Source organism: Vibrio japonicus (assembly GCF_024582835.1).
GTDB classification, from domain to species: Bacteria; Pseudomonadota; Gammaproteobacteria; order Enterobacterales; family Vibrionaceae; genus Vibrio; species Vibrio japonicus.
This window is the reverse complement of the sequence record NZ_CP102097.1, coordinates 1,023,729-1,049,211: the sequence shown is the minus strand read 5'-3', so window position 1 is coordinate 1,049,211 and position 25,483 is coordinate 1,023,729. Positions and strand designations below refer to the sequence as shown.

The following is a 25,483-nucleotide window of genomic DNA, read 5'->3' as shown; positions in this document are numbered from 1 at the left end:
TCCACCAGTGTTTAAGTTGTTTAAAAGCGGATTACCCGAAACCAAATAAGCAACCAAACACCTACGGACTTATTGTGATTCAAGAACCATAAAAGCCACTATGTTTCAGCCGGAATTTCAACAACCACGAAATACAGACTTTCAGCGATCAAGTTGCTTTTGAGGAAGCGAGACGTAAAGCTGCAAACTTAAAGCGAGAACGAAAGCCTCGATTAACTTGCCCTTTCCACACTTTGAGCCAGTGAGATTCACCACCAACCAACGCTGAAAACCAATGAGGCAACCCACGAACATTGGCATGTTTTACGGCTGGAAAGGTTCAAGAATTCAAGCCAACAATGTTGAATTGCCGACTTAGAAAAACGAGTGCTCAAAGAGAACTAAGAAGATGAGAACAAAGAACTTTCCTGCCCGTCGCCTAACGCCGCGTTAAGTGGTGAACAACGCCAACCACCAAACTTAAACCATTGTACCTTAAACACTAAATTCAACTTGAACTGAAATCGCCAAGCGTTGTGAATCCGCCTTAAACGCCTTGTTAGGCGAAGTTTTCCACCAGTGTTTAAGTTGTTTTGAAAGCAGTTTACCCGAAACCAAATAAGCAACCAAACACCTACTGACTTTTTGTAATTCAAGAACCACAAAACTCACTATGTTTCAGCCACAATTCCAACGACCACGAAATGCGAATTTGCAGCGACTAAGTAGTTTTTGAACCAGAGAAAGTAACAGCTACGAGCTAATAGCAGAAACGAAAGCATCGATTAACTTGCCCTTTCCACACTTTGAACCAGTTAAACTCACACCCAAGCGACTGTTAAAACCAATGAGGCAACCCGCGAACCTTGGCATGTTTTACGGCCAAAGAGATTCAAGAATTTTAGCCGACAATACCAAATTGCCGACTTAGAAAAACGAATACTCAAAGAGAACTAAGAAGATGAGAACAAAGAACTTTCCTGCCCGCCGCCTAACGCCCAATTAAGGCGTGAGCAACGCCACCACTTAACTTAACCGATTGCACCGTAAACACTAAAGTTGATTTGAACTAAAAATGCCATGCGTTGCGAATCGCTCTTGAATTGTTTGTTATGAGGCAACTTGAAGCGACAAAGAAAGGAAGTTTTCATCGCTTTCAGTCACCTGATAGCCAAGGGATTTGTAAAACCTTACCGCAGGCTCGTTTCTAGTAAAACTTGATAAGGTTACGTAGCTACGCCCTTGCTCACGCGCCATTTCGTGAATCATGCTCATGACCCTTTCACCCAGTTTCTGATTTTGAAATTCAGGAAACACAATGAGTAAATGTACATGAAGTGCATTGTCGTAAGGCTTGAAGCATAGCATGCCAACTTGCGTGTTATTGAGGTAAACCCAGTGAAACCAAAGCGGCTCATAATCATTTTTTAACCTGATTACCACCGACTTTCAGCTAGTCTAAGCAACCTGTCTGGCATCGGAGGAGCCTCAACAGCCGCTCTGAGCAAAGCACTCACCATTTTCTCTAAGCGGTATCGATGATTAAACCTAAAACAAAATTCGGCCAAGTACCTGGGTAAATGCTTCTTCCTCAGCGCATGATAAGTCCCGTGTAGCGAGTTCTTCACGTTACTGAGCATGGTATCTACCCAATGAAAGTACTTGTCTTGCAACTCCTCTAAATCTTCGGCGGTACTTTTCGTTTCAACCTCATGATAAATATCGGCTTTCACAAGCCCGTCAAAACAGGACAAACCGTCTGATATCGCTAGGGTTTTAGGCGCAACATGCTTACGGGCCCACTTCGTGATTTCCGCTTTCTCTAAGCGCTTCACCACACTCATTCGCATATAAACGGGATGGTAATCTTCATTTAAGGCGACCGCGGCGACCAACGGTGTTTTCTTTGGTGAGCCTCTTCCTCGCTTCTGTCCCTTTGTTCTGCCGCCCCAATACGCATCATCGAGCTGAATAATATAGTCAAGCGGCTGTTTATCATCATTTTCCTTCATGGCTTGCATCAGTTTGTGCTTAAGCCTCCAAGACGCGTTATAAGAAATCCCAAGGTGCCGCGAGAGTTCGAGCGCCGACACGCCGTTTTTGGCTTGAGTGAGTAAGTAAATGGCGAGAAACCAGACCGTTAAAGGAAGCTTTGTATTCGACAGCAGGGTTCCGGAAGTGATAGACGTCTGCTGATGGCAGGAGTGACATTGATAGAGTGCGCGGGATTGGAGTTGGCAATGGTGCGTAGAGTGGCAGTTAGGACAAATATATCCATTTGGCCACCGTATGTTAAACAGCCGCTGATAACATTGTTCTTCCGTACCATACAGGCGCATAAATTCATGTACTGAGAGACCTTTTTGAAATTGAATGAGATTCTTTGCCATGCTCAATCCTCCATCCAGATACTCTAATTATAGACGCTCCACGTAACTGAAAGTTAGTGGTAATCAGGTTTTTTAAACGATTGACCTGAAACTCATCACACCACCCAAAGACGGCATCAACATGCGAATAAAGTCCTTGTTTAACAACAGTAAACAGACTTTCGAACTCATCACTTTCTACTTGTATTAGTTGAATATCCATATGCCTCATAACGCTCGCTTAAGGGGCAAACAACGCATTTCTTAACTTAAAATAGAGTGCTTTAAACACAGAAGGTAAGCTATGAGCTAAACTCGCGAGCGTTGGTTGTCCCTCTTAAAGCGTTTGTTAGCTATTTTTGCGAAACAGGACTTTTCTTAATAGAAGAATAGTCTTCTACTGATAAATATACACCTATTAAACTTACAACTGTGTGTGCAATCAAGCCCCAGCCAGCCCAACTACCAACCTGCAAAATTAATTGTGCACAAATAGCGGAAGCAACAACAGCAGCCACAACTCTAGGCGCATGTAGTTCGAGCACAGACAGTATTAAGTAAGCTAATGATGCTACAACAAGTAAATTAGCAATACCGCCAATATGTTTTCCACTCTGGTAACTAACGAAACTTGACATCTCTACCTTTATAAATGGCATGAACCATAAAAACACTCCGATTATCCCTAAACTTAAACTAACTACCTTTTTATCCACTTATAACTCCATTGCTTATATTATTTGTACATTTTCAATAGCTAACGCCTTGTTAAGGTGTGAGGAACGCAATACTGAAGCTTCAGCATACCACCTTAACCACTAAACTTAACGCATAGTAAAAATGCCACGCGTGCCGAATCACTCTTGAACAATTTGTTAGGCAGATAGCTCCTTAGCTAACTCGATATCATTCAAAACAACGTCATTGGTACGCTCTTTACTGATCTCACCTGTTGGAGTAAAGCCCTGCTTTGTATAAAAATTCAATGCACGTTCATTACTATCGAGTGCCCACAACGAAACCTTTTGAGCCTTCAATACGCGGAGCATTCTCTCGCACTCATTATAAAGCGCTTGACCAATACCAGCCCCAATTTTATCAGGGGCAATGTAAATCGAGCTCAGTTCATACACTTCAGTGCCTTTCAAAGTTTTAGGCTGCCCAAAGCACAGAAAACCAACTAATCCGTCATCACAATCCGCGACGAGAACTTCCGCCAAATTTCGCTCAATGATGTTCGACCACAATTTCTGGCGCTTTTCTAATGTATAGCTTTCGATAAAGCTCTGAGGCATCAGACCATTGTACGCATATGCCCATGAACTAACGTGTATATGTGCGATTCTATAGACATCATCTAGTAATGCTTTTCTAACTCTAAACTTCATGATTTCCTTATCTGCCTAACGCCCTGTTAAGGGGTGAGCAACGCAATACAAAAGCCGCCGCATACCACCTTAATCACTAAAAACAACGCATAGTAAAAATGCCACGCGTTGCGAATCCATCTTGAACAGTTTGTTAGGCTAAACTTTCTCACAGCAAATTTAACCCAAATTGCTTTACTACTGCGTGAGTAATTGCAAAACAAGCTATCGAAACAAAACAACTAATTAGTAACGTAACCCAAAACGAATATTTGGCTAGCAAGTAAGGAAATAGCAAAAACATTGGCAAGGTTGGCAATACATACCAAAAAGTATAAAAAGCGTGATTTGAAAGCTTGCTGTTTTCTTGCCCTTCAACATACATCCAAACTAGCGCCAATATGGTTACCGTAGGCAACGCTGCAACTAAAGCTCCCATTTTATCGCTTCGTTTTGCGACTTCTGAAACCAACACTACAATAGCTGCCGTTGTAAGGTACTTAATTACAATCCAAAGCATTATCAGACCTCCTTGTCCGTAACATCTGAATTTGACATATTTAGCCTAACGCCGCGTTAAGTGGTGAACAACGCGACCACCAAACCTAAACCATTGTGCCGTAAACACTTAAGCTGATTCAAACTGAAAATGCCACGCGTTGTGAATCCACCTTGAACGCCTTGTTAGTTTACTTCTGATTCGGTGAACTCAAAGATAAATACTTTACCAACAAAACACTCCGCACCAGCTGGAAGCTCAGGAAATGGAGCACTATTCAAAATTGCTTTTACTCTAGGGGAATCCTCTGAAACGTTTTTAGCAAGTTTGTACCCTTCTAATTCAAGGTCTTCTGTAATTGCTAAAGCAAGCTTAATCTCTCCTTCAATAAGGCTATCATCACCATAAGGTATGGTGCTCAAAGTTATTGCGCTCGTTAAATGCATAACTAGGTCTGTAAATATGTATTTATGCACGACTCTCTTTTTTCCACAATCTGCACTCTCTTGACTCGCAGCCGTAACCGACATATTTATTATGGATTCAGAAGCAAGCACAGAGATAGGAGCTAAACCGATAAAAATAATTAATAGAAGAACCTGTCGCATAATTACCTCCTGTAAACTAACGCCGCGTTAAGGGGCAGCAACGCGCTACCACCAAACTTCAATTTACCACCATAAACACAAACCTGATTACCACCGACTTTCAGCTAGTCTAAGCAACCTGTCTGGCATCGGAGGAGCCTCAACAGCCGCTCTGAGCAAAGCACTCACCATTTTCTCTAAGCGGTATCGATGATTAAACCTAAAACAAAATTCGGCCAAGTACCTGGGTAAATGCTTCTTCCTCAGCGCATGATAAGTCCCGTGTAGCGAGTTCTTCACGTTACTGAGCATGGTATCTACCCAATGAAAGTACTTGTCTTGCAACTCCTCTAAATCTTCGGCGGTACTTTTCGTTTCAACCTCATGATAAATATCGGCTTTCACAAGCCCGTCAAAACAGGACAAACCGTCTGATATCGCTAGGGTTTTAGGCGCAACATGCTTACGGGCCCACTTCGTGATTTCCGCTTTCTCTAAGCGCTTCACCACACTCATTCGCATATAAACGGGATGGTAATCTTCATTTAAGGCGACCGCGGCGACCAACGGTGTTTTCTTTGGTGAGCCTCTTCCTCGCTTCTGTCCCTTTGTTCTGCCGCCCCAATACGCATCATCGAGCTGAATAATATAGTCAAGCGGCTGTTTATCATCATTTTCCTTCATGGCTTGCATCAGTTTGTGCTTAAGCCTCCAAGACGCGTTATAAGAAATCCCAAGGTGCCGCGAGAGTTCGAGCGCCGACACGCCGTTTTTGGCTTGAGTGAGTAAGTAAATGGCGAGAAACCAGACCGTTAAAGGAAGCTTTGTATTCGACAGCAGGGTTCCGGAAGTGATAGACGTCTGCTGATGGCAGGAGTGACATTGATAGAGTGCGCGGGATTGGAGTTGGCAATGGTGCGTAGAGTGGCAGTTAGGACAAATATATCCATTTGGCCACCGTATGTTAAACAGCCGCTGATAACATTGTTCTTCCGTACCATACAGGCGCATAAATTCATGTACTGAGAGACCTTTTTGAAATTGAATGAGATTCTTTGCCATGCTCAATCCTCCATCCAGATACTCTAATTATAGACGCTCCACGTAACTGAAAGTTAGTGGTAATCAGGAACACAAATACCAAGATTTGAGCCAAACTCGCCACGCGTTGACTGTCCCTCTTGAACGCCTTGTTAGCTGTTTGTTACACCACTTCTTTTAGTGAACTTTTTATAGCCCAAATCAGCGATAGCCCAGAGCACAATAAATACGCCAAAATCTATAAGAAGCTTGGTTAAATCAAATGAGTCTGACATGAAGTTATAATTAAAATTGAAAAAGCTGAAAATCAAATTTGACCCAAGATAGGCAAATAAAAATAGAACAATATATTTCATGTTTAACCTTATGAGGAACTTTATATGCTTCCAGTGACTTTCTGAAAAATTCGCCGGTCGTTAGAATAGATTACTTTTCTTGCAAAGTTAGTGCTTTTAAAACTCGCTCTCCAAATTTTAGATGCGCCACACAAACTTTAGCAAAGACAAAATAGCCTCACATGGAGTAAATCCACCCAGAGCAGCTAACGCCGCATTAAGGGGTGAACAACGCAAACCACCCGACCTAAACCATTGTGCCGTAAGCACTAAAGCTGATTCAAACCAAAACTGCCAAGCGTTGTGAATCCCTCTTAAATGCTTTGTTATACGCGGGCTTCCGACCAAACTGCGAACTCATTACCACTTGGTTCTAGAAAATGAAAACGGCAACCGCCAGGAAATTCGAATATAGGGCGAATGATTTCACCACCACTTTGAACGACTTTATTTAGAGTACCTTCAATGTCAGAGCTGTAGAATACTAAAAGTGCTCCACCCGTATTAGTTTGGCTGCAGCAATCAGCTTTGAAGAAACCACCGTCTAATCCCTGATTTGAAAAAGCTGTATATTCAGGTCCGTAGTCGACAAACTCCCAACCGAAAACTGAAGAGAAGAATGATTTTGTCGACTCTAAGTCTTTTGCGCCAAACTCAACATAATTAAGTTTTTCATGCTGATTCATTTCCTTGCTCCTTATTGATTGTCCTGATAAGCGTATAACGCTGCGTTAAGGGGCAGCAACGCACTACCACCACACTTCAATTTACCACCGTAAACACAAATACCAAGACTTGAGCCAAAATTGCCACGCGTTGACTGTCCCTCTTGAACGCTTTGTTATGGCTTACAACTCACGAACAAATAGAAACGCTAATCGGTTGTTTTATATAAACTTAACACGTTCATCTAAGCACTCATTGGAACCCATTTCGAATTCGCGGCATATCCAAGGACGATTTTCATAAATTGTGCACATTAGAGTGTTTCTATCTAAAGCCGCACACCAACCATCATTTAATCGCATCATTGTTTCACCGCCATACTGGTCACGTGCGATGAACTCTTCTGGCACGCCAGTATCAGAGATAATCATAACTTCAAGACGACAGCAGCAAGCTTTGCAGTTTGAGCAAGATACATTTGAGGAAGGAGGTGTATTAGTTGGTATAAGCATAAGTAACTACAGTTTAGTCAATTGTGCATGATACCGTAAATTTGATGCGGACAACCTTCATTTCTGAGATTGCTTACCTTGTGAGCCATAACGCCTTGTTAAGGTGTGAGGCACGCAATACTGAAGCTTCAGCATACCACCTTAACCACTAAACTTAACGCATAGTAAAAATGCCACGCGTGCCGAATCACTCTTGAACAATTTGTTAGGCAGATAGCTCCTTAGCTAACTCGATATCATTCAAAACAACGTCATTGGTACGCTCTTTACTGATCTCACCTGTTGGAGTAAAGCCCTGCTTTGTATAAAAATTCAATGCACGTTCATTACTATCAAGTGCCCACAACGAAACCTTTTGAGCCTTCAATACGCGAAGCATTCTCTCGCACTCATTATAAAGCGCTTGACCAATACCAGCCCCAATTTTATCAGGGGCAATGTAAATCGAGCTCAGTTCATACACTTCAGTGCCTTTCAAAGTTTTAGGCTGCCCAAAGCACAGAAAACCAACTAATCCGTCATCACAATCCGCGACGAGAACTTCCGCCAAATTTCGCTCAATGATGTTCGACCACAATTTCTGACGCTTTTCTAATGTATAGCTTTCGATAAAGCTCTGAGGCATCAAGCCATTGTACGCATATGCCCATGAACTAACGTGTATATGTGCGATTCTATCGACATCATCTAGTAATGCTCTTCTAACTCTAAACTTCATGATTTCCTTATCTGCCTAACGCCGCGTTAAGGGGCAGCAACGCGCTACCACCAAACTTCAATTTACCACCGTAAACACCGATACCAAGACTTGAGCCAAACTCGCCACGCGTTGACTGTCCCTCTTGAACGCCTTGTTATACCCGTGTTTTTTAGTGCCTAGATACCATAATCGCGTTCAACTAGCGAGATACGTACTTTGAATGACTCGTACCATGAATTCCGCCCGATTTTTTGAGCTTCTAAGTGTTCCGTATTTTGTTTCCACTTTCTAATGGAAGCCAAGTCTGTCCAATATGAGACGGTTATCCCCACTTCTTCTCGTGCTGACTCAACGCCTAGAAAACCTTCCTCAAGCTCCGCTAAACGAAGCATTTTAGCTGCCATTTCTCCGTATCCGTTGTCACCTTCAGTTCGGACCGAAGTGAAGATAACAGCATAATATGGTGGCTTAGGGGTCTGAGCTATTTGAGACATGGTAATTTCCTTTGAGCTAAGCAGAATAGTCCATTGTTAACTAAGCTACCCTACACTAAGAAGGTATTTGTTCAACTGACTTGGCCCATTTTCACGGGAAGGGTATAACGCCGCGTTAAGGGGCAGCAACGCGCAGCCACCAAACTTTAATTTACCACCATAAACACAAATGCCAATATTTGAACCAAATTCGCCACGCGTTGACTGTCCCTCTTGAACGCCTTGTTAGCATTAAATTTTCGGATACTTATTGCAAACAAGCCTTACTAGAGTCACTTACCTCACTGTAGTACTCTACAACATTCAGGAAGTCGATAGCTTGCTCTTCTGTTTCAATGGAAGACCAACCTTCATCAAAAGCTTTTTTAAAGTCTTTACCTACGGAAGGAGACAACCAACCCTCATAACAAGCTTTCCTTTCACCTGCATATTTCGCCCAACCAAAAATAAAATTAGGTAAATCATGAGTTGGGAACTCTTTAGTAGAAGCAAAAGAATTGAACGAAGAGGATAGGAGTAAGAAGAATATGAACTTTTTCATTAGAGCACCTTGATTATTAAACAAACCTCATATTCTACCAGACCCTTAACAAAACATCGTACGAAAGATTTAAACATATTCATACAGAGACAATTACTATATTTCGCCTTAATGCTAACGCCGCGTTAAGGGGCAGCAACGCGCTACCACAAACTTCAATTTACCACCGTAGACACAAATACCAAGATTTGAGCCAAACTCGCCACGCGTTGACTGTCCCTCTTGAACGCTTTGTTATAACACTAATCACGTGGTAGCCGGCTATTCCCAAAGAGGAGCAAATGAGATTAGTGCCAATAATGCACTCAATTTTGCTACTAAAACCATTACTATAAGTTCCCAAAACTCAGCTTCCGTTTCGCTCTTTAGAAAATAAAACAGAGTTATCCAAGACAGAGCTACTCCAACTACCGGAATAAAAAAGCATAGTGATGAGAGAAAACAAACTTTCAGTACTGATGTAACACTACAGTACGCACTTGAAAGTGGCATACCCGCTAACATTGACGTAAACTTCATGCCAACCCACAAGAATAGTGAGCTCAGAAGTAAATCCAAGATAAACCCGATGACTAGTTCCATTATATGCCTTTTACTTCCCTCATTGTGTTATAACGCCCAATTAAGGTGTGAACCACGCACCCACACAATTTAATTTAAACGCCGTAAACACAAAACTAAACCCAAACCAAAAATGCCATGCGTGGTGAATCACTCTTAAATTGTTTGTTATAAGCCTGTTTTCGCATACACAGCCGTACCGCTCAATTCACCTGACGGCAACCTTCGGTTATTACGCAATATCCCTTCGAACGTATATCCACCACGCTCTGCTAAAGATCGACTTCTCAAGTTATGCTCAGCAGCTTTTATTTCGAGGCGATTCGCTTTAAGCTCTTTGAATGCGTAAGTTTCTACGGCTTTGACTGCTTCCGAAATGAATCCATAGCCAACATTTGAACTACGTAACCAATAACCAATTTCGAAGTACGGCACTGCTTTGTCACGAATGATCAGCCCTATTGCTCCAAGAAAACGACCAGTACTCTTCTCTATGATTGAATAACGCAACTCACCTTCAAAGTTCTCAAAATTACTAATCGCGCGCTTTGTATTTTCGATTGATTCAGCTTCAGTCAACGCATATGGAACCCAAGGAAGATAAACACCAAGCTCATCTTGGCTTTCTAGTATCGCTTCAAGCATCATAGGCTGATACTTCATTGAAGGAGGTAGTAGCTTGAGTCTTCCTGTTTCCATTTAAACCAGTCTCCAATTAAGGCTTATAACGCCGCGTTAAGGGGCAGCAACGCACTACCACTAAACTTCAATTTACCACCATAACCACAAATACCAAGATTTGAACCAAACTCGCCACGCGTTGACTGTCCCTCTTGAACGCCTTGTTATGAGCGTGGTCACAACTACCACACGAGCAATTTAAAGTAACTAAGAATTATAAAAGCAGTTATCAGCCCCAGCCAACCAAGAGTCTTAGTGACAACTTCTGGTGAACTTGTGTTGAAATGAGGGAAAAGAATGACTCCAAAAGATAACATTGGTAAGAAACCATAGAGCTGCCCCATATATTTCGACGTTACTTCTGGAAATGGACCAATCAATTGATAAATAGCCAGATATGTCCCATAAACGCCAATAGCAATGCAAGCCTCCTTTTGAGACGTTTCACTACCACCTGAGTAAACGTAGAACCCTATAAGGACAACAAATACAATTACATCAATCAATGTAGATATCCCTTCCTTTCTTTGAAGCTCATAACGCCCAATTAAGGCGTGAGCAACGCCACCACTTAACTTAACCGATTGCACCGTAAACACTAAAGTTGATTTGAACTAAAAATGCCATGCGTTGCGAATCGCTCTTGAATTGTTTGTTATGAGGCAACTTGAAGCGACAAAGAAAGGAAGTTTTCATCGCTTTCAGTCACCTGATAGCCAAGGGATTTGTAAAACCTTACCGCAGGCTCGTTTCTAGTAAAACTTGATAAGGTTACGTAGCTACGCCCTTGCTCACGCGCCATTTCGTGAATCATGCTCATGACCCTTTCACCCAGTTTCTGATTTTGAAATTCAGGAAACACAATGAGTAAATGTACATGAAGTGCATTGTCGTAAGGCTTGAAGCATAGCATGCCAACTTGCGTGTTATTGAGGTAAACCCAGTGAAACCAAAGCGGCTCATAATCATTTTTTAAACGATTGACCTGAAACTCATCACACCACCCAAAGACGGCATCAACATGCGAATAAAGTCCTTGTTTAACAACAGTAAACAGACTTTCGAACTCATCACTTTCTACTTGTATTAGTTGAATATCCATATGCCTCATAACGCCCAATTAAGGGGTGAACAACGCCTCCACCCAAACCTAAAGCATTGTGCCATAAACACTAAAACTGAAGTAGAAGCAAAAGTGCCAAGCGTTGTGAATCCCTCTTAAATTGCTTGTTATATTTTTTGACGCACTAGCTTGACGACATCCGTTGCAGCAGAGCCTGACTTGAAGCTACGACCAAGATCATAAGCCATATTTTCAAGAGGAGCATCATCGTAGCCATATTCATTAATTTCTTGAACATACCTTTCAAGAAAACCAACGCCACCAAGTTGGTCCCATTGAACTGTATGCATGAGTTCATGGATATGGATTTCCAAGTTTGCTTGATGTTGAGGCTTCATGAAGTACATATGCTTATATGTGATCGCACCACAATCCATATCGAGGAAATCACCCAAGCCGATTTGTCGCAATTCGGGAATATCAGGCTTGGGAATGGTGTCAGTGACAACGAATTTACACCCAGCCAAATATTCAGGTGAGTAATAACCTGAAAATACACCTGAGAACTTACTGCAAGATTGAGCTTGTTCTTCGTACTCAGAAACAATGTTGTCTATCCACTCATCAAACTGCTTTATTGGCATATTTCCTCCGCAAAATATAACGCCCTGCTAAGTGGCTAGCAACGCAACCACTACACTAAAACATACCACCGTAAACACTGTACCAACCCTGAAATGAATTCGCCGAGCGTTGATAGTCCGTCTTAAGCAGTTTGTTATGTTCGTACTTCAATGTTTAGCGCAATCACGTCAAGTTGCCCTAACTCATTAAAATTAAGCCGAAAATGCTTGTAACCTTCATTGCTATTGATTATTTCTGATTCGACGTGTTGCTTAAGCCAAATAGATGAACATATTTCATAACAGCAGTCATCTCGCTCCCCCTCAAGTAAATCAAATACCATCTGCCACTTGCATGCGACGTAATCGGCGAAATACAACTTTACCGCTTTTTCTTGCCAATCTTTAAATTCAGCTCGCAAATCACCATCTTCTTGATGGATTTCAGGATATTCTGCATCTGCAGTAGAAAACCCCAAATCTAGTAATTTAACTGTTTCCATAGCCCTTCCTAGCCTAAAGAACATAACGCCCAATTAAGGTGTGAACCACGCACCCACACAATTTAATTTAAACGCCGTAAACACAAAACTAAACCCAAACCAAAAATGCCATGCGTGGTGAATCACTCTTAAATTGTTTGTTATAAGCCTGTTTTCGCATACACAGCCGTACCGCTCAATTCACCTGACGGCAACCTTCGGTTATTACGCAATATCCCTTCGAACGTATATCCACCACGCTCTGCTAAAGATCGACTTCTCAAGTTATGCTCAGCAGCTTTTATTTCGAGGCGATTCGCTTTAAGCTCTTTGAATGCGTAAGTTTCTACGGCTTTGACTGCTTCCGAAATGAATCCATAGCCAACATTTGAACTACGTAACCAATAACCAATTTCGAAGTACGGCACTGCTTTGTCACGAATGATCAGCCCTATTGCTCCAAGAAAACGACCAGTACTCTTCTCTATGATTGAATAACGCAACTCACCTTCAAAGTTCTCAAAATTACTAATCGCGCGCTTTGTATTTTCGATTGATTCAGCTTCAGTCAACGCATATGGAACCCAAGGAAGATAAACACCAAGCTCATCTTGGCTTTCTAGTATCGCTTCAAGCATCATAGGCTGATACTTCATTGAAGGAGGTAGTAGCTTGAGTCTTCCTGTTTCCATTTAAACCAGTCTCCAATTAAGGCTTATAACGCCGCGTTAAGGGGCAGCAACGCGCTACCACAAACTTCAATTTACCACCGTAGACACAAATACCAAGATTTGAGCCAAACTCGCCACGCGTTGACTGTCCCTCTTGAACGCTTTGTTATAACACTAATCACGTGGTAGCCGGCTATTCCCAAAGAGGAGCAAATGAGATTAGTGCCAATAATGCACTCAATTTTGCTACTAAAACCATTACTATAAGTTCCCAAAACTCAGCTTCCGTTTCGCTCTTTAGAAAATAAAACAGAGTTATCCAAGACAGAGCTACTCCAACTACCGGAATAAAAAAGCATAGTGATGAGAGAAAACAAACTTTCAGTACTGATGTAACACTACAGTACGCACTTGAAAGTGGCATACCCGCTAACATTGACGTAAACTTCATGCCAACCCACAAGAATAGTGAGCTCAGAAGTAAATCCAAGATAAACCCGATGACTAGTTCCATTATATGCCTTTTACTTCCCTCATTGTGTTATAACGCCTTGTTAAGGTGTGAGGCACGCAATACTGAAGCTTCAGCATACCACCTTAACCACTAAACTTAACGCATAGTAAAAATGCCACGCGTGCCGAATCACTCTTGAACAATTTGTTAGGCAGATAGCTCCTTAGCTAACTCGATATCATTCAAAACAACGTCATTGGTACGCTCTTTACTGATCTCACCTGTTGGAGTAAAGCCCTGCTTTGTATAAAAATTCAATGCACGTTCATTACTATCAAGTGCCCACAACGAAACCTTTTGAGCCTTCAATACGCGAAGCATTCTCTCGCACTCATTATAAAGCGCTTGACCAATACCAGCCCCAATTTTATCAGGGGCAATGTAAATCGAGCTCAGTTCATACACTTCAGTGCCTTTCAAAGTTTTAGGCTGCCCAAAGCACAGAAAACCAACTAATCCGTCATCACAATCCGCGACGAGAACTTCCGCCAAATTTCGCTCAATGATGTTCGACCACAATTTCTGACGCTTTTCTAATGTATAGCTTTCGATAAAGCTCTGAGGCATCAAGCCATTGTACGCATATGCCCATGAACTAACGTGTATATGTGCGATTCTATCGACATCATCTAGTAATGCTCTTCTAACTCTAAACTTCATGATTTCCTTATCTGCCTAACGCCGCGTTAAGGGGTGAACAACGCAGACCACCCAACCTAAACCATTGTGCCGTAATCACTAAAGCTGAATCAAACCCAAAATGCCGAGCGTTGGGAATCCCTCTTGAACGCTTTGTTATGTGAATTTTTCACACTCCCAAAAGAGGTAAATGTTTACGCTGCTGATAGGTTAAAGCTAACTCTAAACAGGACTTGATTGCTGTTTCTGGCAACACTTGCGATATGGACAGAACGATTGCTCTGTTTCCCTGAAACACCAGTTCTTCACCATACAATTCTCGAAATGTATCGACTAACTTAGTTTGGCAATTAAAGAACAGGTAATAATTATTAGGAGATTTTAGCTTCCAGTCCATTCTTAGCGGGCTGCCTGTTTTTACACTATAGCTAGGTTCACCCCACTTTAGAGTTTCATCGACTTCACCCAGCTCCAAATCAGATGCGATTTGAAAGACTAGATTTCGTAGCTCCTCTAGCCTAATACGAGCATTTTCCGGGTATTCATCGAAGCGTTCTTTGACTACCTTGTTCACTGGAACCTCCTATTCACATAACGCCCAATTAAGGCGTGAGCAACGCCACCACTTAACTTAACCGATTGCACCGTAAACACTAAAGTTGATTTGAACTAAAAATGCCATGCGTTGCGAATCGCTCTTGAATTGTTTGTTATGAGGCAACTTGAAGCGACAAAGAAAGGAAGTTTTCATCGCTTTCAGTCACCTGATAGCCAAGGGATTTGTAAAACCTTACCGCAGGCTCGTTTCTAGTAAAACTTGATAAGGTTACGTAGCTACGCCCTTGCTCACGCGCCATTTCGTGAATCATGCTCATGACCCTTTCACCCAGTTTCTGATTTTGAAATTCAGGAAACACAATGAGTAAATGTACATGAAGTGCATTGTCGTAAGGCTTGAAGCATAGCATGCCAACTTGCGTGTTATTGAGGTAAACCCAGTGAAACCAAAGCGGCTCATAATCATTTTTTAAACGATTGACCTGAAACTCATCACACCACCCAAAGACGGCATCAACATGCGAATAAAGTCCTTGTTTAACAACAGTAAACAGACTTTCGAACTCATCACTTTCTACTTGTATTAGTTGAATATCCATATGCCTCATAACGCCGCGTTAAGGGGCAGCAACGCGCTACCACCAAACTTCAATTTACCACCGTAAACACCGATACCAAGACTTGAGCCAAACTCGCCACGCGTTGACTGTCCCTCTTGAACGCCTTGTTATACCCGTGTTTTTTAGTGCCTAGATACCATAATCGCGTTCAACTAGCGAGATACGTACTTTGAATGACTCGTACCATGAATTCCGCCCGATTTTTTGAGCTTCTAAGTGTTCCGTATTTTGTTTCCACTTTCTAATGGAAGCCAAGTCTGTCCAATATGAGACGGTTATCCCCACTTCTTCTCGTGCTGACTCAACGCCTAGAAAACCTTCCTCAAGCTCCGCTAAACGAAGCATTTTAGCTGCCATTTCTCCGTATCCGTTGTCACCTTCAGTTCGGACCGAAGTGAAGATAACAGCATAATATGGTGGCTTAGGGGTCTGAGCTATTTGAGACATGGTAATTTCCTTTGAGCTAAGCAGAATAGTCCATTGTTAACTAAGCTACCCTACACTAAGAAGGTATTTGTTCAACTGACTTGGCCCATTTTCACGGGAAGGGTATAACGCCCGCTTAAGTGGTGAGCAACTCTACCACAACACTCAATTATTACACCGTAAACACTAAAGCCAATTCAAACCAAAACCGCCAAGCGTTGCGAATCCGTCTTAAAGCGTTTGTTATGTGTATTTTTATAAGTGCTTTTTATCCCATTCCGCTAGATACTCAATATACATTTCTTCTTGAGGATCGACATAATCATTATCATAGTGTTCATATTCACTACGAGAAGCAGCATTTAACTCAGCTCTCAGAGACGCCATTTTCTCTGCCCGCAAAGTCGCTAATGTTGCAATTCTATAGTTCACTTGCGCACTGTTGAACAACGAAAGAGCATAAGTGACCAAAGACAATGAAATAAAAATAGCCACATACTCTGCAAAGTATATATAAGGTGAAACGGATAATAGAAACAGGCTAAAAACAATCATTACTAACGATTTCAGTAATGCATAAGAAACATCTAACTTTATGTTTATAACTTTGTTCTCATCTGAAGCAGCTAATATTACCTTCGATACATATGCCCGCTTCTTTTCAGTCTGTTTGGTTTTGAGCGAAGAAGAGAAAAAAGATAACAACTGATAAATCTTGGGCGTTAGTAGATTAGCTGCTACCGAAATTAAAATTGACATTCCTGTTGATGTAACAAGAAAGACTGGTTCTTTAATTAAATTCAAAATTTCCATCGGAACTCCAATACACATAACGCCGCGTTAAGTGGTGAACAACGCAACCACTTAACTTAAACCATTGTGCCGTAAACACTTAAGCTGATACAAACCAAAAATGCCAAGCGTTGTGAATCCGTCTTAAACGCTTTGTTATGCTACTGTTTCATGCAAACCTTGATGCGAGCTTTTTGTACACGGCATCTTTGTCACGCTTTCCAATAGCTAACACATACACGACAATTTCGTCATCAATGACTTCATAAGCCAAGCGATAGCCTGCTGTGCGCAGTTTGATCTTATAAACAGAGTCATAGCCACGAAGCTTGGAAGATGGGACATGCGGATTTTCGAGACGTTCTTTAAGTTTCTTTTTAAACTGGCTTTGGATTGGTGGAGCTAGTTTGCTCCACTCTTTCTTTGCAGCAGGCAGAAATTTAAGTCTATAAGTCATCGATATCAACTTCCACAGCTTCAGACAGTTCACCGCGACGGCTTTCAACTAGCTTGGCAAGCTCATAGTCATCTAGCATATCCATTAGAAACTCGTAAGTTTCCGCAGGAACAAGATAAGCAGCAGGCTTATTGTGGTTTAAAATAGCAATAGCAGAACCATCGGCTTCATTTAGCAAAGCGGTTGGGTTTTTCTTAAGTTCAGAAATACTTGCTGAACAATCAGCCAAAACTTGTCTCATAAGAACACCAATTAAGCATTTAAATCAGTGCTAATTTTAGCTCTCTTTTTAAGTCATAGCTAGAGGTTTATGTAAGTAGCATAACGCCCAATTAAGGTGTGAAGCACGCGACCACAGTACTCAATTTAAACACCGTAAACACTAAATTAGACCCAAACCAAAAATGCCAAGCGTGCTGAATCACTCTTAAATTGTTTGTTATGCCTGTGGTGATTAGAACGCTTTTGTTCGATTACTCTACGTCCAAGCCAGACCTTTTAGCAATTTCAGTATCAAAACCATCGATACTCTTTTGGTTCTTTTTAAGCCAGTATTTTTCTATACCCGCTGTACCTTGTTTTTCTGACCAATTAGCTAGATCTTCACGGTCTCCCTCATAACTAAAGTAAGGAACTGACATTCCGCAGGAAGACTGTACCAAATCGACGTCTAGGACAAAGATTTGTCTAGCAGCAACACTTTCCGGAAACATCGGTGCATACTTACCCCAACTATCGTCTTGAGAGTGCAAAACAGTAGCCTTACCATAGGCTCGAAGGATTAGAGGAGAGCCCTCAAAAGCACAGAACATGACGGTCATTCTTGGGTTTTGAATGACATGTGATGCTGACTCATTGCCACTTCCTGTAAGGTTTAACCAAGCTATTTGCTTTGGGTTGATAACACGCAAGGAATCTCCACCTTTAGGCGACAAATTCACACTACCACTCTCTGCGGCGGTAGCTACAAAATAGATTTTTTGCTGTCCGATAAATTCAATGTGTTTATCGGATAACTCTGAAAATTGCTTACCCAAAACGATTAACCTCCATGTTAATTTTCGATAAAAGGCATAACGCCGCGTTAAGGGGCAGCAACGCGCTACCACCAAACTTCAATTTACCACCAAAAACACCAATACCAAGATTTGAGCCAAAGTCGCCACGCGTTGACTGTCCCTCTTGAACGCCTTGTTATAACGCAGTTTTACACATCATCTTCCGACAATATTTGACGACAATTACGAACCGTTAAAACTCGGATTTCATGGCTTAGACTATAGATTATACGATAGTGACCGAAGATGATTTCACGGTAGTTAGTATGGGGCAATTCAGGAACAAAGCGCCCCATTTCAGGCATGCTTCCAAGTAACTCCGTTTTATCGAAAACTTCGTTTACCCACTTTTCCGCTGCCGACGAATTATCCAAAGAAATGAACTCGGCTGCGTCGCCTAACTTTTGAAGTGCTAGTGGAGACCAAACTACTTTCATTTCTTAATGCGTCCCAAAACTTGGGCACGCGCATCTTCATTGGAAACGCCAAGACCTGAAGCTAATTGAGCTTCCGCTGTGCGCATTTCTTCCAATAATTCGATTTTCTCTTGCATTGCTTCGTACTCCGCAACATCAAGAACGACAGCAACACCTTTACCACGTTGCGTAATTACCAATGGACGACGAGTCTCATTGATTTGTTTGATGTAAGAAGCTACACCTGCGCGAAACTCAGACAACGGCTGAATATCTTGATCGAAATGAATACGACTCATATTGAACTCCAACTAGTACAAAATAACGTACAAATAATAGTTCAACTAACCGTTATGAGCAAGAAGTTGATACTGCGTTATAACGCCGCGTTAAGGGGCAGCAACGCGCTACCACCAAACTTCAATTTACCACCATAAACACAAATACCAAGATTTGAGCCAGACTCGCCACGCGTTGACTGTCCCTCTTGAACGCCTTGTTAGGCATAACTACTTGTTTGCCATATAGTTTGGATTACCAGCCAAATAGCTAGTATTGTCAAAGCTTGGTTTAGCACATCTTACTGCACCATCTAACATTGCTAATTGCTGAAATTCCGAAGTAAGAAACAGCTTTATGTGGCAATGGAGGTCTCGGGATTCGTGCCTAAATACTGCAACCAAGTACTCTGGGCTACCGGCTTGTTCATAAACTTTGGTCAGATGACATTGATATTCACTTAATATCGATTGTGATATAAGCGCATCGCCCAAATTCACAGAAAACCACTCACATGTTGAAATCATAATGTTCTGCCTAACGCCCAGTTAAGGGGTGAAGCACGCAATGCCTAAGCCTCTGCATAGCACTGCAACACCAAAATCAAACGCATACCAAAAATGCCACGCGTGCTGAATCCCTCTTGAACTGTTTGTTATGTTTATTTGGGCAACATATTCAAAGCTTGTTGAAGTAGAGGTGAATTTACCAATTGATAAAATCCAGATACTACAGTGGAAATATTCGCTGCACCCGAGATGTAGTCCAGTAAGCCAACACTAGTTAATTTTGATTCTATTTGATCACGTTTTGGCTCATCTGATTTAATAAACTCTAAGACAGATACTATTTTTTCAACTGGCGCATCATCACTCAGACCTAAACTTTCTAAAAAACTAGGTGGGTCTCTAAGTTCAATAGCTTTTACGCAATCACTAATTTTGTTTGCACCAATTTCAGCATCTGCATCCTTGGGAACACTAATAGCCGTTCCACAATTTTTGATTACATTGTCGTAAATTTTAACTGCCATAATAATCTCCTATAAACATAACGCCGCATTAAGGGGTGAACAACGCAGACCACCCGAACTAAAGCATTGTGCCGTAAACACTAAAGCCAGTTTAAACCAAAACTGCCAAGCGTTGTGAATCCCTCTTGAATGCTTTGTTAGGTTTAAATCCAGACGCCAGCAATTGCCAATAAAGCAGCAAAAAACACACCGACACCAAACATCGTATAGTTAAAATATCGATAGGACTTTAAATCCTTTAAAACCTTATCCTCTAACTTTTCGCGTATCACAGCTTCAAAATACTTTTGATTTAAATTGAAAATAAAGAGTGTCGATATAATCGCCAAACAAAAAGTAACTACGGCAATAGTAAAAATTAACTTGCTGTAGCAAGTAATGTTATTCACATCTTGATAGGCGGCAATCAAAAGCCCTAGGGCGGCTGAAGATATAGCCAGTATAGCTTTGTTTATCTCACTACCACTATTCAAGTAAGCACTTAAAATAACAGAATAATGGTTGATGTTCTTACCTTCCAGTTCTTTCAACCGACGTGCTCTATTCTCTTCTTCTGTTTCTGGCTTTGGCATAATACTCCTTGAAACCTAACGCCGCGTTAAGGGGTGAACAACGCCAACCACCTAACCTAAACCATTGTGCCGTAATCACTTAAACCGATTCAAACTAAAAATGCCAAGCGTTGTGAATCCCTCTTAAACGCTTTGTTAAGTGCAATTTTCACCCACTTCAGCTGAGCAAGTGATATCGATCGTAGGGCTCAACATAAGACAAACATGACAATGCTTTTCCACCGCCTCTTGAGCTGCTCGCAAAATGTCAGACTCCTTAAAACCACTGCCATTTACTGTAAAGTGTAAGTTTGCTGATTTATATAAACGAGGTTCTGATTCCGTTAGGGCGAAACTGACCTTATTTTCTAGGCCTTTAACTTCAAAACCTTGATCTTGTAGTAACAAGACGACATCCGTAGCACTACATGAACCTAAAGCCGACAATAGAACTTCCGTTGGACAAGGGGCTGTATCACTTGTAGCGTCAACATTAAACACAAAGCCATCTTCGGTTGACACTTTAAAACGACAATCACCATCCCATTTTATATTAATGCTCATACTTCCCTACTTTTTGATGTGACTCTCTGATTGCACTTAACGCCCAATTAAGGTGTGAGTAACGCTACCACGAGACTCACCCAGACCGCCGTAAACACGGCTCTCAAATTAGCACCAAAAGTCCCAAGCGTTAGGAATCACTCTTAAATTGTTTGTTAGCAGACTCGGTTTCGGTCACGGAGTTTTCTTTACTCTCCTCAACGCTCTTTTCAATGCTTATTTTATTTTCAATTATCCTATTTTGGGCATCTGTAGTTTTTAATATTAATGGCAGCAGTACTGCAATTACTGCTCCACTAACGGCTCCAAATATACTTGCAACTGAAGCAACACGAACTCCTCCAACAGCATGATAGGAACCATTTAAAGCGGAAACCGTATCAATCAGAGAGTGTGGAATATTGTCACGAAATGACAGTTTTTTTTTGAAATATTGCTCTATACATACAAGGTACTCATCCTTTTTAACTAGCTCTAGAACCTCATTTGTTTGGGAAGCTAACGTCACTTGTTCAGATTGAAACTTTGCCAATGCAGAGTACAATTGACAGGTCGATTTCTGCATTTTTTTACCATGCTGAGACAAAGCTAAAAACAATGAACTTTTATCATACGATAACTCATGAGCAGAGATTAACTCATCAAATTTGTCTTTAACTTGCTCTTCAAGTGAAGCTGTCTTCTGTCTTACTATAATTCCATTATAAAATCTAAACATTGTGTGACTAATAGTATCAAAAAAGCCTTCAATATGCGTTTCATACTTATTCGAGTCTTCGTTTATAATTTCGATGACTACTTCTTCTTTAGTCTTATGAATAACCTGACTTTTTTCCCCAGAAGAGTTCGATGAGAAAACAAAATAAAAATCAGGATGTATGGGGGACGGCCCAATAGAAACATTTGTTAAAGGACTACTGTCCAAGGATTCGGAAAATATATTTCTAAATTCACTCGCCATATAAGAAAGTGAAGGTTTTCCTATTTTTGCATAGCTCAAGAATAACGTTCCTTTAATCAAGGTATCGAACTCATCAAATTCATGTTTTGGAACAGGAAATTTAAATAGCTTTTGTTTTGACTTAGGAATTTTTACTTTTACTTTCTTTGTTTTCACATCATGCAATACAACACCAGAATCAGATGAATAGCCGCACATGACTAATGATTGTCTTTCACTCAATTCTAGATCATAAATATAAGGTGACTTTTTTAATGCTTCAGTTAATTCATTACTTACACTTTCAATATCAGGCATGTTGATTGCCATTGCACCAACTTTACTAAGAAAAATAGTGTTAAGTATATTATCACTATATATTCCATCAAATACTTCTGAAACCTTTGTCATTTATATTTCTCGATAATATATTTTAATAGTCAGATTATATAATAATTTTTTCAATTTCAACAATGTTGGCTATCGTGCTCTGCTAACGCCCAATTAAGGGGTGAGCAACGCTACCACCCAACCTAAAGCATTGTACCGTAACCACTAAAATTGAAGTAGAAGCAAAAGTGCCAAGCGTTGGGAATCCCTCTTAAATTGTTTGTTATGTTTTACCACAAACACATGATTTACTTGAGAAAGAACTGCTATTTCTGACTGGTTTTCTGAAGCAAACCACACGGTATGAGCCGACTTGGCCTCCAGATGCGCCAAACCTTAAGCGCATAAGGCCACTTCCCTGCCCAATGAGGCAACCCGATAAACGTCCAACAAGCGCCCTCTCTTTCCAACCAAAGCGTAGAACAATGCTAAATTGCCGAGGCAACTGCCAAGCCGATAAACTACTTGGCAAAAAACCTCAAAGCGACTTTAAGCCGGCTAAACAAGAACCCAACCGACACGACCTGCAAATGAAGCAACCCACGAATATTGGCATGTTTTACGGGCTGAGAAATTCACGAAATTGAGCCGACAATGCAGATTTGCTGAGACAACTCGGACCAACTGCCAAAGGGGCAAAGAACATAGACCGAAGAAGCTTTAAGCCACTGAAATACAAGTAAACATAACGCCCTGTTAAGGTGTGAGCAACGCAATACCGATGCTGCCGCATACTACCTTAAACACTAAACGCAACGCATAGTGAAAATGCCACGCGTTGCGAATCACTCTTAAACAGTTTGTTAGCTGCCTATTCCAAACTCAGTCGACGTTGGTATTGGTGAATACGCTCTCGGTCGATACCTAGTTTTTCCAAGAGATGTGAGATGACTACCAGCCTTAACATATGACCAATATCGACATAATCATCAATACTAAGCTTATTCATCATAACCTTGGGGCGCCCAACATGAGCAAGTTCATTACGAATAGTAGATATAGCCTTACCAAGGTCGCACTCATTAACTTTTTCAAAGACTTTCCTTAATTGGAAAGCAAGCTCAGGAGAAGCATAAGTCTCTATCGGACCAACATATTTTGTTGCGGATGGACCGCCAAGATCGAGGTTAATTGCTTCTAATTGCGTAGAGTACAAAATAATATCACTGTGGGCATAATGAAGCGTGCGATAACCGGTTTCGTATTGGTGAGCTACTGATAACACACGAAAGTCGTCGTAGACTTTAAACCAATTTGATAACACAGTACTCATATCAAGTTGCTTCCAGTTCAGAGGCAAAAAGTTGTGATTAACTTCTTTTTGCGCCAATTTAACCGTGCGCGACTCTAGAACCATGCTATTCAGAACACTAACGACTTTATCTTTATTATTCAGTGTTAATTTTATCTCTTCTGGAAACACTGGGCAAGACATCAGAATTGAAAACAATGATGCAATTTTAGTTATTTGGTTGATTATATCCCCTGCACCTTCCAACTCTTTAGTCGCATAGCGAATATAGTACTTGAGTGATTTACGTAAATTGAAATACGCCTTAGGGTGTGTTTCTTGAATTGAATCAATGGCATGATCTAGCTTTTCTTTTGCATCTTTATCTCTAGAGTCAATAAGATTCTTAAGGCGGTCACCCACCATAGAGTAAGTTGCAACATTTGTAACTTCGATATCCCAGTCATCACTAGATACTTCAGCAATTGGGCTATCTTGATATTTTAATTGTGTTAACCACCCTTGAGGGTGAATAAATTCTTGCATTCCATTAAACGTAAAATGTGTATTTTTAACCAATTGTTCTTCGGTAACAAAGTCACCGATGATTAGGTAGAAAAAACCATGTAAACCAGATTTAACGTGAACACTTCCCATATGGTGAGTACCACTATCAAAATCAAAAGATCCAACTAATGTACATTTTTTACCATTACTCAAAATGCCAAACAATCGCTCACAGCTTGATGGAGCCTCACTATCCGAAATAGAGTACTCAAGCTGGAGCCCATTTTGAGGGGAATATTTAATTTTAGCCGCAAACCTACCAGCATTTGAGTTTTCAGACTCAAAGAACTCTCCAAAAAACTCATAACTTTCAAAACAGTTGAATACTTCCTGAGCCAAATTGACCTCCTTTGGCAGCTAACGCCCTGTTAAGGTGTGAGCAACGCAATACCGATGCCGCCGCATACCACCTTAAACACCAAACGCAACGCATAGCAAAAATGCCAAGCGTTGCGAATCACTCTTAAACAGATTGTTATGCGTTTTTTTTGAAAATTTGCCTATGAACTTCTAGTAAATATTTTTCAACTTCACCAGTGATAAATTCCAAGTACGCTTTATCAATAACTAACTTACCTTTATCATCCCAACTTAAGTAAGTAGAACCATTTACAATGCTGATGATTTGTTTTTTATTTTTATATGAGTCTACATAACCATTACAATGTACTAAGCAATTCCTTACTTTGTTGAAGCTACTTAAATTGGACCATACTCCGTTTAAGCTATCACTATTTATGATTCCATGTATTTCGAGGTAAGTCTTCGCTCTAACAATACCTTCACCACGGAGCTCCGATACTTCCACAGCGAATCCATTCTTTCGTTGAGTATACAAACACATTTTGTGGAGGCTACTTTCAAGAAAAGTATATAGTGAAACCAATGTAGAACTACGATACAAGCTTAGTTTCATGTCAGAGACTTCCATAAAGTCTTTTGCGTAGAACTCTTCGATTTCAGCTCTTTCAACTTCAGAGTACTGTTTACATTCCTCATCGAAGTCTGCACGTCGCCCCTCGCGATCTTCTCGAAACTTCTGTTCTAAGACCTGAGAGTAATCTTTGTATTCTTTTAGCCCCAAAGTAATGTGGCTTTTCAAGAAGAATCTTGCAAGCTTTTCCTGTTTCGCTATGCGAGTGTCCACTTCGCTTTCCCCTACAACATTTGTAGAGTGCTTTTCCTTATAGATATAAGCAAGTGAAATAACTAAACACAGAGCCAAAATTATTGTTACTACTACCACTAAATCCTCTATTTACCCAAATTAAATACAA

General features: G+C 41.0%; 33 protein-coding genes and 2 pseudogenes. All 35 read right to left on the bottom strand.

The features are described from left to right. Positions 1 to 1,089: 1,089 nt before the first annotated feature. Positions 1,090 to 1,413: pseudogene (locus NP165_RS18035) on the bottom strand (GNAT family N-acetyltransferase); the annotation flags it as partial. 2 nt (positions 1,414 to 1,415) lie between these two features. Further along, positions 1,416 to 2,369 carry an IS1595 family transposase gene (locus NP165_RS18030; protein WP_257085860.1) on the bottom strand — a complete coding sequence of 318 codons (954 nt, stop codon included), beginning with the start codon at positions 2,367 to 2,369 and terminating at the stop codon, positions 1,416 to 1,418. A gap of 70 nt (positions 2,370 to 2,439) precedes the next feature. Further along, positions 2,440 to 2,580 (bottom strand): annotated as a pseudogene (locus NP165_RS18025) (GNAT family N-acetyltransferase); the annotation flags it as partial. A 121-nt stretch (positions 2,581 to 2,701) separates the two neighbouring features. Next, a complete protein-coding gene (locus NP165_RS18020; RefSeq protein WP_257085879.1) occupies positions 2,702 to 3,064 on the bottom strand; it encodes a hypothetical protein in 363 nt (120 codons plus the stop codon). Between the two features lie 159 nt (positions 3,065 to 3,223). Beyond that, positions 3,224 to 3,736, bottom strand: a complete 513-nt coding sequence (locus tag NP165_RS18010; RefSeq protein WP_023585849.1) for a GNAT family N-acetyltransferase — start codon at positions 3,734 to 3,736, stop codon at positions 3,224 to 3,226. A gap of 148 nt (positions 3,737 to 3,884) precedes the next feature. Beyond that, a complete protein-coding gene (locus tag NP165_RS18000) occupies positions 3,885 to 4,235 on the bottom strand; it encodes a DUF3147 family protein (protein WP_257085878.1) in 351 nt (116 codons plus the stop codon). 164 nt (positions 4,236 to 4,399) lie between these two features. Next, on the bottom strand, positions 4,400 to 4,822 hold the full coding sequence (locus NP165_RS17995; RefSeq protein ID WP_140314137.1) for a hypothetical protein: 423 nt from the start codon (positions 4,820 to 4,822) through the stop codon (positions 4,400 to 4,402). 87 nt (positions 4,823 to 4,909) lie between these two features. Further along, positions 4,910 to 5,863, bottom strand: a complete 954-nt coding sequence (locus tag NP165_RS17990; RefSeq protein WP_257085860.1) for an IS1595 family transposase — start codon at positions 5,861 to 5,863, stop codon at positions 4,910 to 4,912. A 640-nt stretch (positions 5,864 to 6,503) separates the two neighbouring features. Next, positions 6,504 to 6,863, bottom strand: coding sequence for a VOC family protein (locus NP165_RS17985; RefSeq protein WP_029841057.1), 360 nt, complete (start codon positions 6,861 to 6,863; stop codon positions 6,504 to 6,506). A gap of 201 nt (positions 6,864 to 7,064) precedes the next feature. Beyond that, complete coding sequence (locus NP165_RS17980) at positions 7,065 to 7,355, bottom strand: YkgJ family cysteine cluster protein (protein WP_077281659.1); 291 nt, start codon at positions 7,353 to 7,355, stop codon at positions 7,065 to 7,067. Between the two features lie 205 nt (positions 7,356 to 7,560). Further along, positions 7,561 to 8,073 (bottom strand): GNAT family N-acetyltransferase, encoded by a 513-nt coding sequence (locus NP165_RS17970; protein WP_257085874.1) that lies wholly within the window; start codon positions 8,071 to 8,073, stop codon positions 7,561 to 7,563. Between the two features lie 158 nt (positions 8,074 to 8,231). Beyond that, entirely contained in the window at positions 8,232 to 8,549 is a 318-nt protein-coding gene (locus NP165_RS17965) for an antibiotic biosynthesis monooxygenase family protein (protein WP_029801295.1), read from the bottom strand. 247 nt (positions 8,550 to 8,796) lie between these two features. Continuing rightward, entirely contained in the window at positions 8,797 to 9,090 is a 294-nt protein-coding gene (locus tag NP165_RS17960; RefSeq protein ID WP_140263346.1) for a hypothetical protein, read from the bottom strand. Positions 9,091 to 9,819: 729 nt separating this feature from the next. Continuing rightward, positions 9,820 to 10,350 carry a GNAT family N-acetyltransferase gene (locus NP165_RS17955; protein ID WP_257085875.1) on the bottom strand — a complete coding sequence of 177 codons (531 nt, stop codon included), beginning with the start codon at positions 10,348 to 10,350 and terminating at the stop codon, positions 9,820 to 9,822. 164 nt (positions 10,351 to 10,514) lie between these two features. Then, a complete protein-coding gene (locus NP165_RS17950; RefSeq protein ID WP_257085876.1) occupies positions 10,515 to 10,922 on the bottom strand; it encodes a hypothetical protein in 408 nt (135 codons plus the stop codon). Between the two features lie 65 nt (positions 10,923 to 10,987). Continuing rightward, positions 10,988 to 11,443 (bottom strand): GNAT family N-acetyltransferase, encoded by a 456-nt coding sequence (locus NP165_RS17945; protein ID WP_257085872.1) that lies wholly within the window; start codon positions 11,441 to 11,443, stop codon positions 10,988 to 10,990. Positions 11,444 to 11,562: 119 nt separating this feature from the next. After that, complete coding sequence (locus tag NP165_RS17940; RefSeq protein ID WP_050905149.1) at positions 11,563 to 12,039, bottom strand: hypothetical protein; 477 nt, start codon at positions 12,037 to 12,039, stop codon at positions 11,563 to 11,565. Between the two features lie 134 nt (positions 12,040 to 12,173). Continuing rightward, a complete protein-coding gene (locus NP165_RS17935; RefSeq protein ID WP_025580527.1) occupies positions 12,174 to 12,521 on the bottom strand; it encodes a hypothetical protein in 348 nt (115 codons plus the stop codon). 140 nt (positions 12,522 to 12,661) lie between these two features. Next, entirely contained in the window at positions 12,662 to 13,192 is a 531-nt protein-coding gene (locus NP165_RS17930; protein ID WP_257085875.1) for a GNAT family N-acetyltransferase, read from the bottom strand. A gap of 640 nt (positions 13,193 to 13,832) precedes the next feature. Further along, on the bottom strand, positions 13,833 to 14,345 hold the full coding sequence (locus tag NP165_RS17920) for a GNAT family N-acetyltransferase (RefSeq protein ID WP_257085874.1): 513 nt from the start codon (positions 14,343 to 14,345) through the stop codon (positions 13,833 to 13,835). Between the two features lie 148 nt (positions 14,346 to 14,493). Beyond that, positions 14,494 to 14,898: a DUF1801 domain-containing protein gene (locus NP165_RS17915; protein ID WP_257085873.1), complete on the bottom strand. Its 405-nt coding sequence runs from the start codon at positions 14,896 to 14,898 to the stop codon at positions 14,494 to 14,496. Positions 14,899 to 15,034: 136 nt separating this feature from the next. Next, on the bottom strand, positions 15,035 to 15,490 hold the full coding sequence (locus NP165_RS17910; protein ID WP_257085872.1) for a GNAT family N-acetyltransferase: 456 nt from the start codon (positions 15,488 to 15,490) through the stop codon (positions 15,035 to 15,037). Positions 15,491 to 15,631: 141 nt separating this feature from the next. Next, on the bottom strand, positions 15,632 to 15,949 hold the full coding sequence (locus NP165_RS17905; protein ID WP_029801295.1) for an antibiotic biosynthesis monooxygenase family protein: 318 nt from the start codon (positions 15,947 to 15,949) through the stop codon (positions 15,632 to 15,634). Positions 15,950 to 16,183: 234 nt separating this feature from the next. Further along, complete coding sequence (locus tag NP165_RS17895; protein ID WP_257085871.1) at positions 16,184 to 16,741, bottom strand: hypothetical protein; 558 nt, start codon at positions 16,739 to 16,741, stop codon at positions 16,184 to 16,186. 148 nt (positions 16,742 to 16,889) lie between these two features. Next, entirely contained in the window at positions 16,890 to 17,177 is a 288-nt protein-coding gene (locus NP165_RS17890) for a type II toxin-antitoxin system RelE family toxin (RefSeq protein WP_257085870.1), read from the bottom strand. Then, positions 17,167 to 17,418 carry a type II toxin-antitoxin system Phd/YefM family antitoxin gene (locus NP165_RS17885; protein WP_017038856.1) on the bottom strand — a complete coding sequence of 84 codons (252 nt, stop codon included), beginning with the start codon at positions 17,416 to 17,418 and terminating at the stop codon, positions 17,167 to 17,169. Before NP165_RS17885 ends, NP165_RS17890 begins: the two co-directional genes overlap by 11 nt. Positions 17,419 to 17,650: 232 nt before the next feature. After that, positions 17,651 to 18,214: a pyridoxamine 5'-phosphate oxidase family protein gene (locus NP165_RS17880; protein ID WP_203531032.1), complete on the bottom strand. Its 564-nt coding sequence runs from the start codon at positions 18,212 to 18,214 to the stop codon at positions 17,651 to 17,653. A gap of 170 nt (positions 18,215 to 18,384) precedes the next feature. Further along, on the bottom strand, positions 18,385 to 18,672 hold the full coding sequence (locus NP165_RS17875; RefSeq protein ID WP_257085869.1) for a type II toxin-antitoxin system RelE/ParE family toxin: 288 nt from the start codon (positions 18,670 to 18,672) through the stop codon (positions 18,385 to 18,387). Then, positions 18,669 to 18,950: a type II toxin-antitoxin system Phd/YefM family antitoxin gene (locus tag NP165_RS17870; protein ID WP_025527476.1), complete on the bottom strand. Its 282-nt coding sequence runs from the start codon at positions 18,948 to 18,950 to the stop codon at positions 18,669 to 18,671. Before NP165_RS17870 ends, NP165_RS17875 begins: the two co-directional genes overlap by 4 nt. A gap of 641 nt (positions 18,951 to 19,591) precedes the next feature. After that, a complete protein-coding gene (locus tag NP165_RS17860) occupies positions 19,592 to 19,963 on the bottom strand; it encodes a hypothetical protein (RefSeq protein ID WP_257085868.1) in 372 nt (123 codons plus the stop codon). 143 nt (positions 19,964 to 20,106) lie between these two features. Continuing rightward, positions 20,107 to 20,535, bottom strand: a complete 429-nt coding sequence (locus tag NP165_RS17855) for a hypothetical protein (protein WP_257085867.1) — start codon at positions 20,533 to 20,535, stop codon at positions 20,107 to 20,109. 135 nt (positions 20,536 to 20,670) lie between these two features. Further along, complete coding sequence (locus tag NP165_RS17850) at positions 20,671 to 21,078, bottom strand: OsmC family protein (protein WP_257085866.1); 408 nt, start codon at positions 21,076 to 21,078, stop codon at positions 20,671 to 20,673. 130 nt (positions 21,079 to 21,208) lie between these two features. After that, a complete protein-coding gene (locus tag NP165_RS17845) occupies positions 21,209 to 22,429 on the bottom strand; it encodes a hypothetical protein (protein WP_086610534.1) in 1,221 nt (406 codons plus the stop codon). Positions 22,430 to 23,219: 790 nt separating this feature from the next. Continuing rightward, positions 23,220 to 24,545 carry an ApeA N-terminal domain 1-containing protein gene (locus NP165_RS17835; protein ID WP_257085865.1) on the bottom strand — a complete coding sequence of 442 codons (1,326 nt, stop codon included), beginning with the start codon at positions 24,543 to 24,545 and terminating at the stop codon, positions 23,220 to 23,222. A 136-nt stretch (positions 24,546 to 24,681) separates the two neighbouring features. After that, a complete protein-coding gene (locus NP165_RS17825; RefSeq protein WP_257085864.1) occupies positions 24,682 to 25,452 on the bottom strand; it encodes a hypothetical protein in 771 nt (256 codons plus the stop codon). Positions 25,453 to 25,483: the final 31 nt, after the last annotated feature.

Bases quoted from the DNA above. Each gene is read 5' to 3' on its own strand.
- NP165_RS18030 (WP_257085860.1), bottom strand. From the start codon at position 2,369: ATGGCAAAGAATCTCATTCAATTTCAAAAAGGTCTCTCAGTACATGAA.
- NP165_RS18010 (WP_023585849.1), bottom strand. From the start codon at position 3,736: ATGAAGTTTAGAGTTAGAAAAGCATTACTAGATGATGTCTATAGAATC.
- NP165_RS18000 (WP_257085878.1), bottom strand. From the start codon at position 4,235: ATGCTTTGGATTGTAATTAAGTACCTTACAACGGCAGCTATTGTAGTG.
- NP165_RS17995 (WP_140314137.1), bottom strand. From the start codon at position 4,822: ATGCGACAGGTTCTTCTATTAATTATTTTTATCGGTTTAGCTCCTATC.
- NP165_RS17990 (WP_257085860.1), bottom strand. From the start codon at position 5,863: ATGGCAAAGAATCTCATTCAATTTCAAAAAGGTCTCTCAGTACATGAA.
- NP165_RS17985 (WP_029841057.1), bottom strand. From the start codon at position 6,863: ATGAATCAGCATGAAAAACTTAATTATGTTGAGTTTGGCGCAAAAGAC.
- NP165_RS17980 (WP_077281659.1), bottom strand. From the start codon at position 7,355: ATGCTTATACCAACTAATACACCTCCTTCCTCAAATGTATCTTGCTCA.
- NP165_RS17970 (WP_257085874.1), bottom strand. From the start codon at position 8,073: ATGAAGTTTAGAGTTAGAAGAGCATTACTAGATGATGTCGATAGAATC.
- NP165_RS17965 (WP_029801295.1), bottom strand. From the start codon at position 8,549: ATGTCTCAAATAGCTCAGACCCCTAAGCCACCATATTATGCTGTTATC.
- NP165_RS17960 (WP_140263346.1), bottom strand. From the start codon at position 9,090: ATGAAAAAGTTCATATTCTTCTTACTCCTATCCTCTTCGTTCAATTCT.
- NP165_RS17955 (WP_257085875.1), bottom strand. From the start codon at position 10,350: ATGGAAACAGGAAGACTCAAGCTACTACCTCCTTCAATGAAGTATCAG.
- NP165_RS17945 (WP_257085872.1), bottom strand. From the start codon at position 11,443: ATGAGGCATATGGATATTCAACTAATACAAGTAGAAAGTGATGAGTTC.
- NP165_RS17940 (WP_050905149.1), bottom strand. From the start codon at position 12,039: ATGCCAATAAAGCAGTTTGATGAGTGGATAGACAACATTGTTTCTGAG.
- NP165_RS17935 (WP_025580527.1), bottom strand. From the start codon at position 12,521: ATGGAAACAGTTAAATTACTAGATTTGGGGTTTTCTACTGCAGATGCA.
- NP165_RS17930 (WP_257085875.1), bottom strand. From the start codon at position 13,192: ATGGAAACAGGAAGACTCAAGCTACTACCTCCTTCAATGAAGTATCAG.
- NP165_RS17920 (WP_257085874.1), bottom strand. From the start codon at position 14,345: ATGAAGTTTAGAGTTAGAAGAGCATTACTAGATGATGTCGATAGAATC.
- NP165_RS17910 (WP_257085872.1), bottom strand. From the start codon at position 15,490: ATGAGGCATATGGATATTCAACTAATACAAGTAGAAAGTGATGAGTTC.
- NP165_RS17905 (WP_029801295.1), bottom strand. From the start codon at position 15,949: ATGTCTCAAATAGCTCAGACCCCTAAGCCACCATATTATGCTGTTATC.
- NP165_RS17895 (WP_257085871.1), bottom strand. From the start codon at position 16,741: ATGGAAATTTTGAATTTAATTAAAGAACCAGTCTTTCTTGTTACATCA.
- NP165_RS17890 (WP_257085870.1), bottom strand. From the start codon at position 17,177: ATGACTTATAGACTTAAATTTCTGCCTGCTGCAAAGAAAGAGTGGAGC.
- NP165_RS17885 (WP_017038856.1), bottom strand. From the start codon at position 17,418: ATGAGACAAGTTTTGGCTGATTGTTCAGCAAGTATTTCTGAACTTAAG.
- NP165_RS17875 (WP_257085869.1), bottom strand. From the start codon at position 18,672: ATGAAAGTAGTTTGGTCTCCACTAGCACTTCAAAAGTTAGGCGACGCA.
- NP165_RS17870 (WP_025527476.1), bottom strand. From the start codon at position 18,950: ATGAGTCGTATTCATTTCGATCAAGATATTCAGCCGTTGTCTGAGTTT.
- NP165_RS17860 (WP_257085868.1), bottom strand. From the start codon at position 19,963: ATGGCAGTTAAAATTTACGACAATGTAATCAAAAATTGTGGAACGGCT.
- NP165_RS17855 (WP_257085867.1), bottom strand. From the start codon at position 20,535: ATGCCAAAGCCAGAAACAGAAGAAGAGAATAGAGCACGTCGGTTGAAA.
- NP165_RS17850 (WP_257085866.1), bottom strand. From the start codon at position 21,078: ATGAGCATTAATATAAAATGGGATGGTGATTGTCGTTTTAAAGTGTCA.
- NP165_RS17845 (WP_086610534.1), bottom strand. From the start codon at position 22,429: ATGACAAAGGTTTCAGAAGTATTTGATGGAATATATAGTGATAATATA.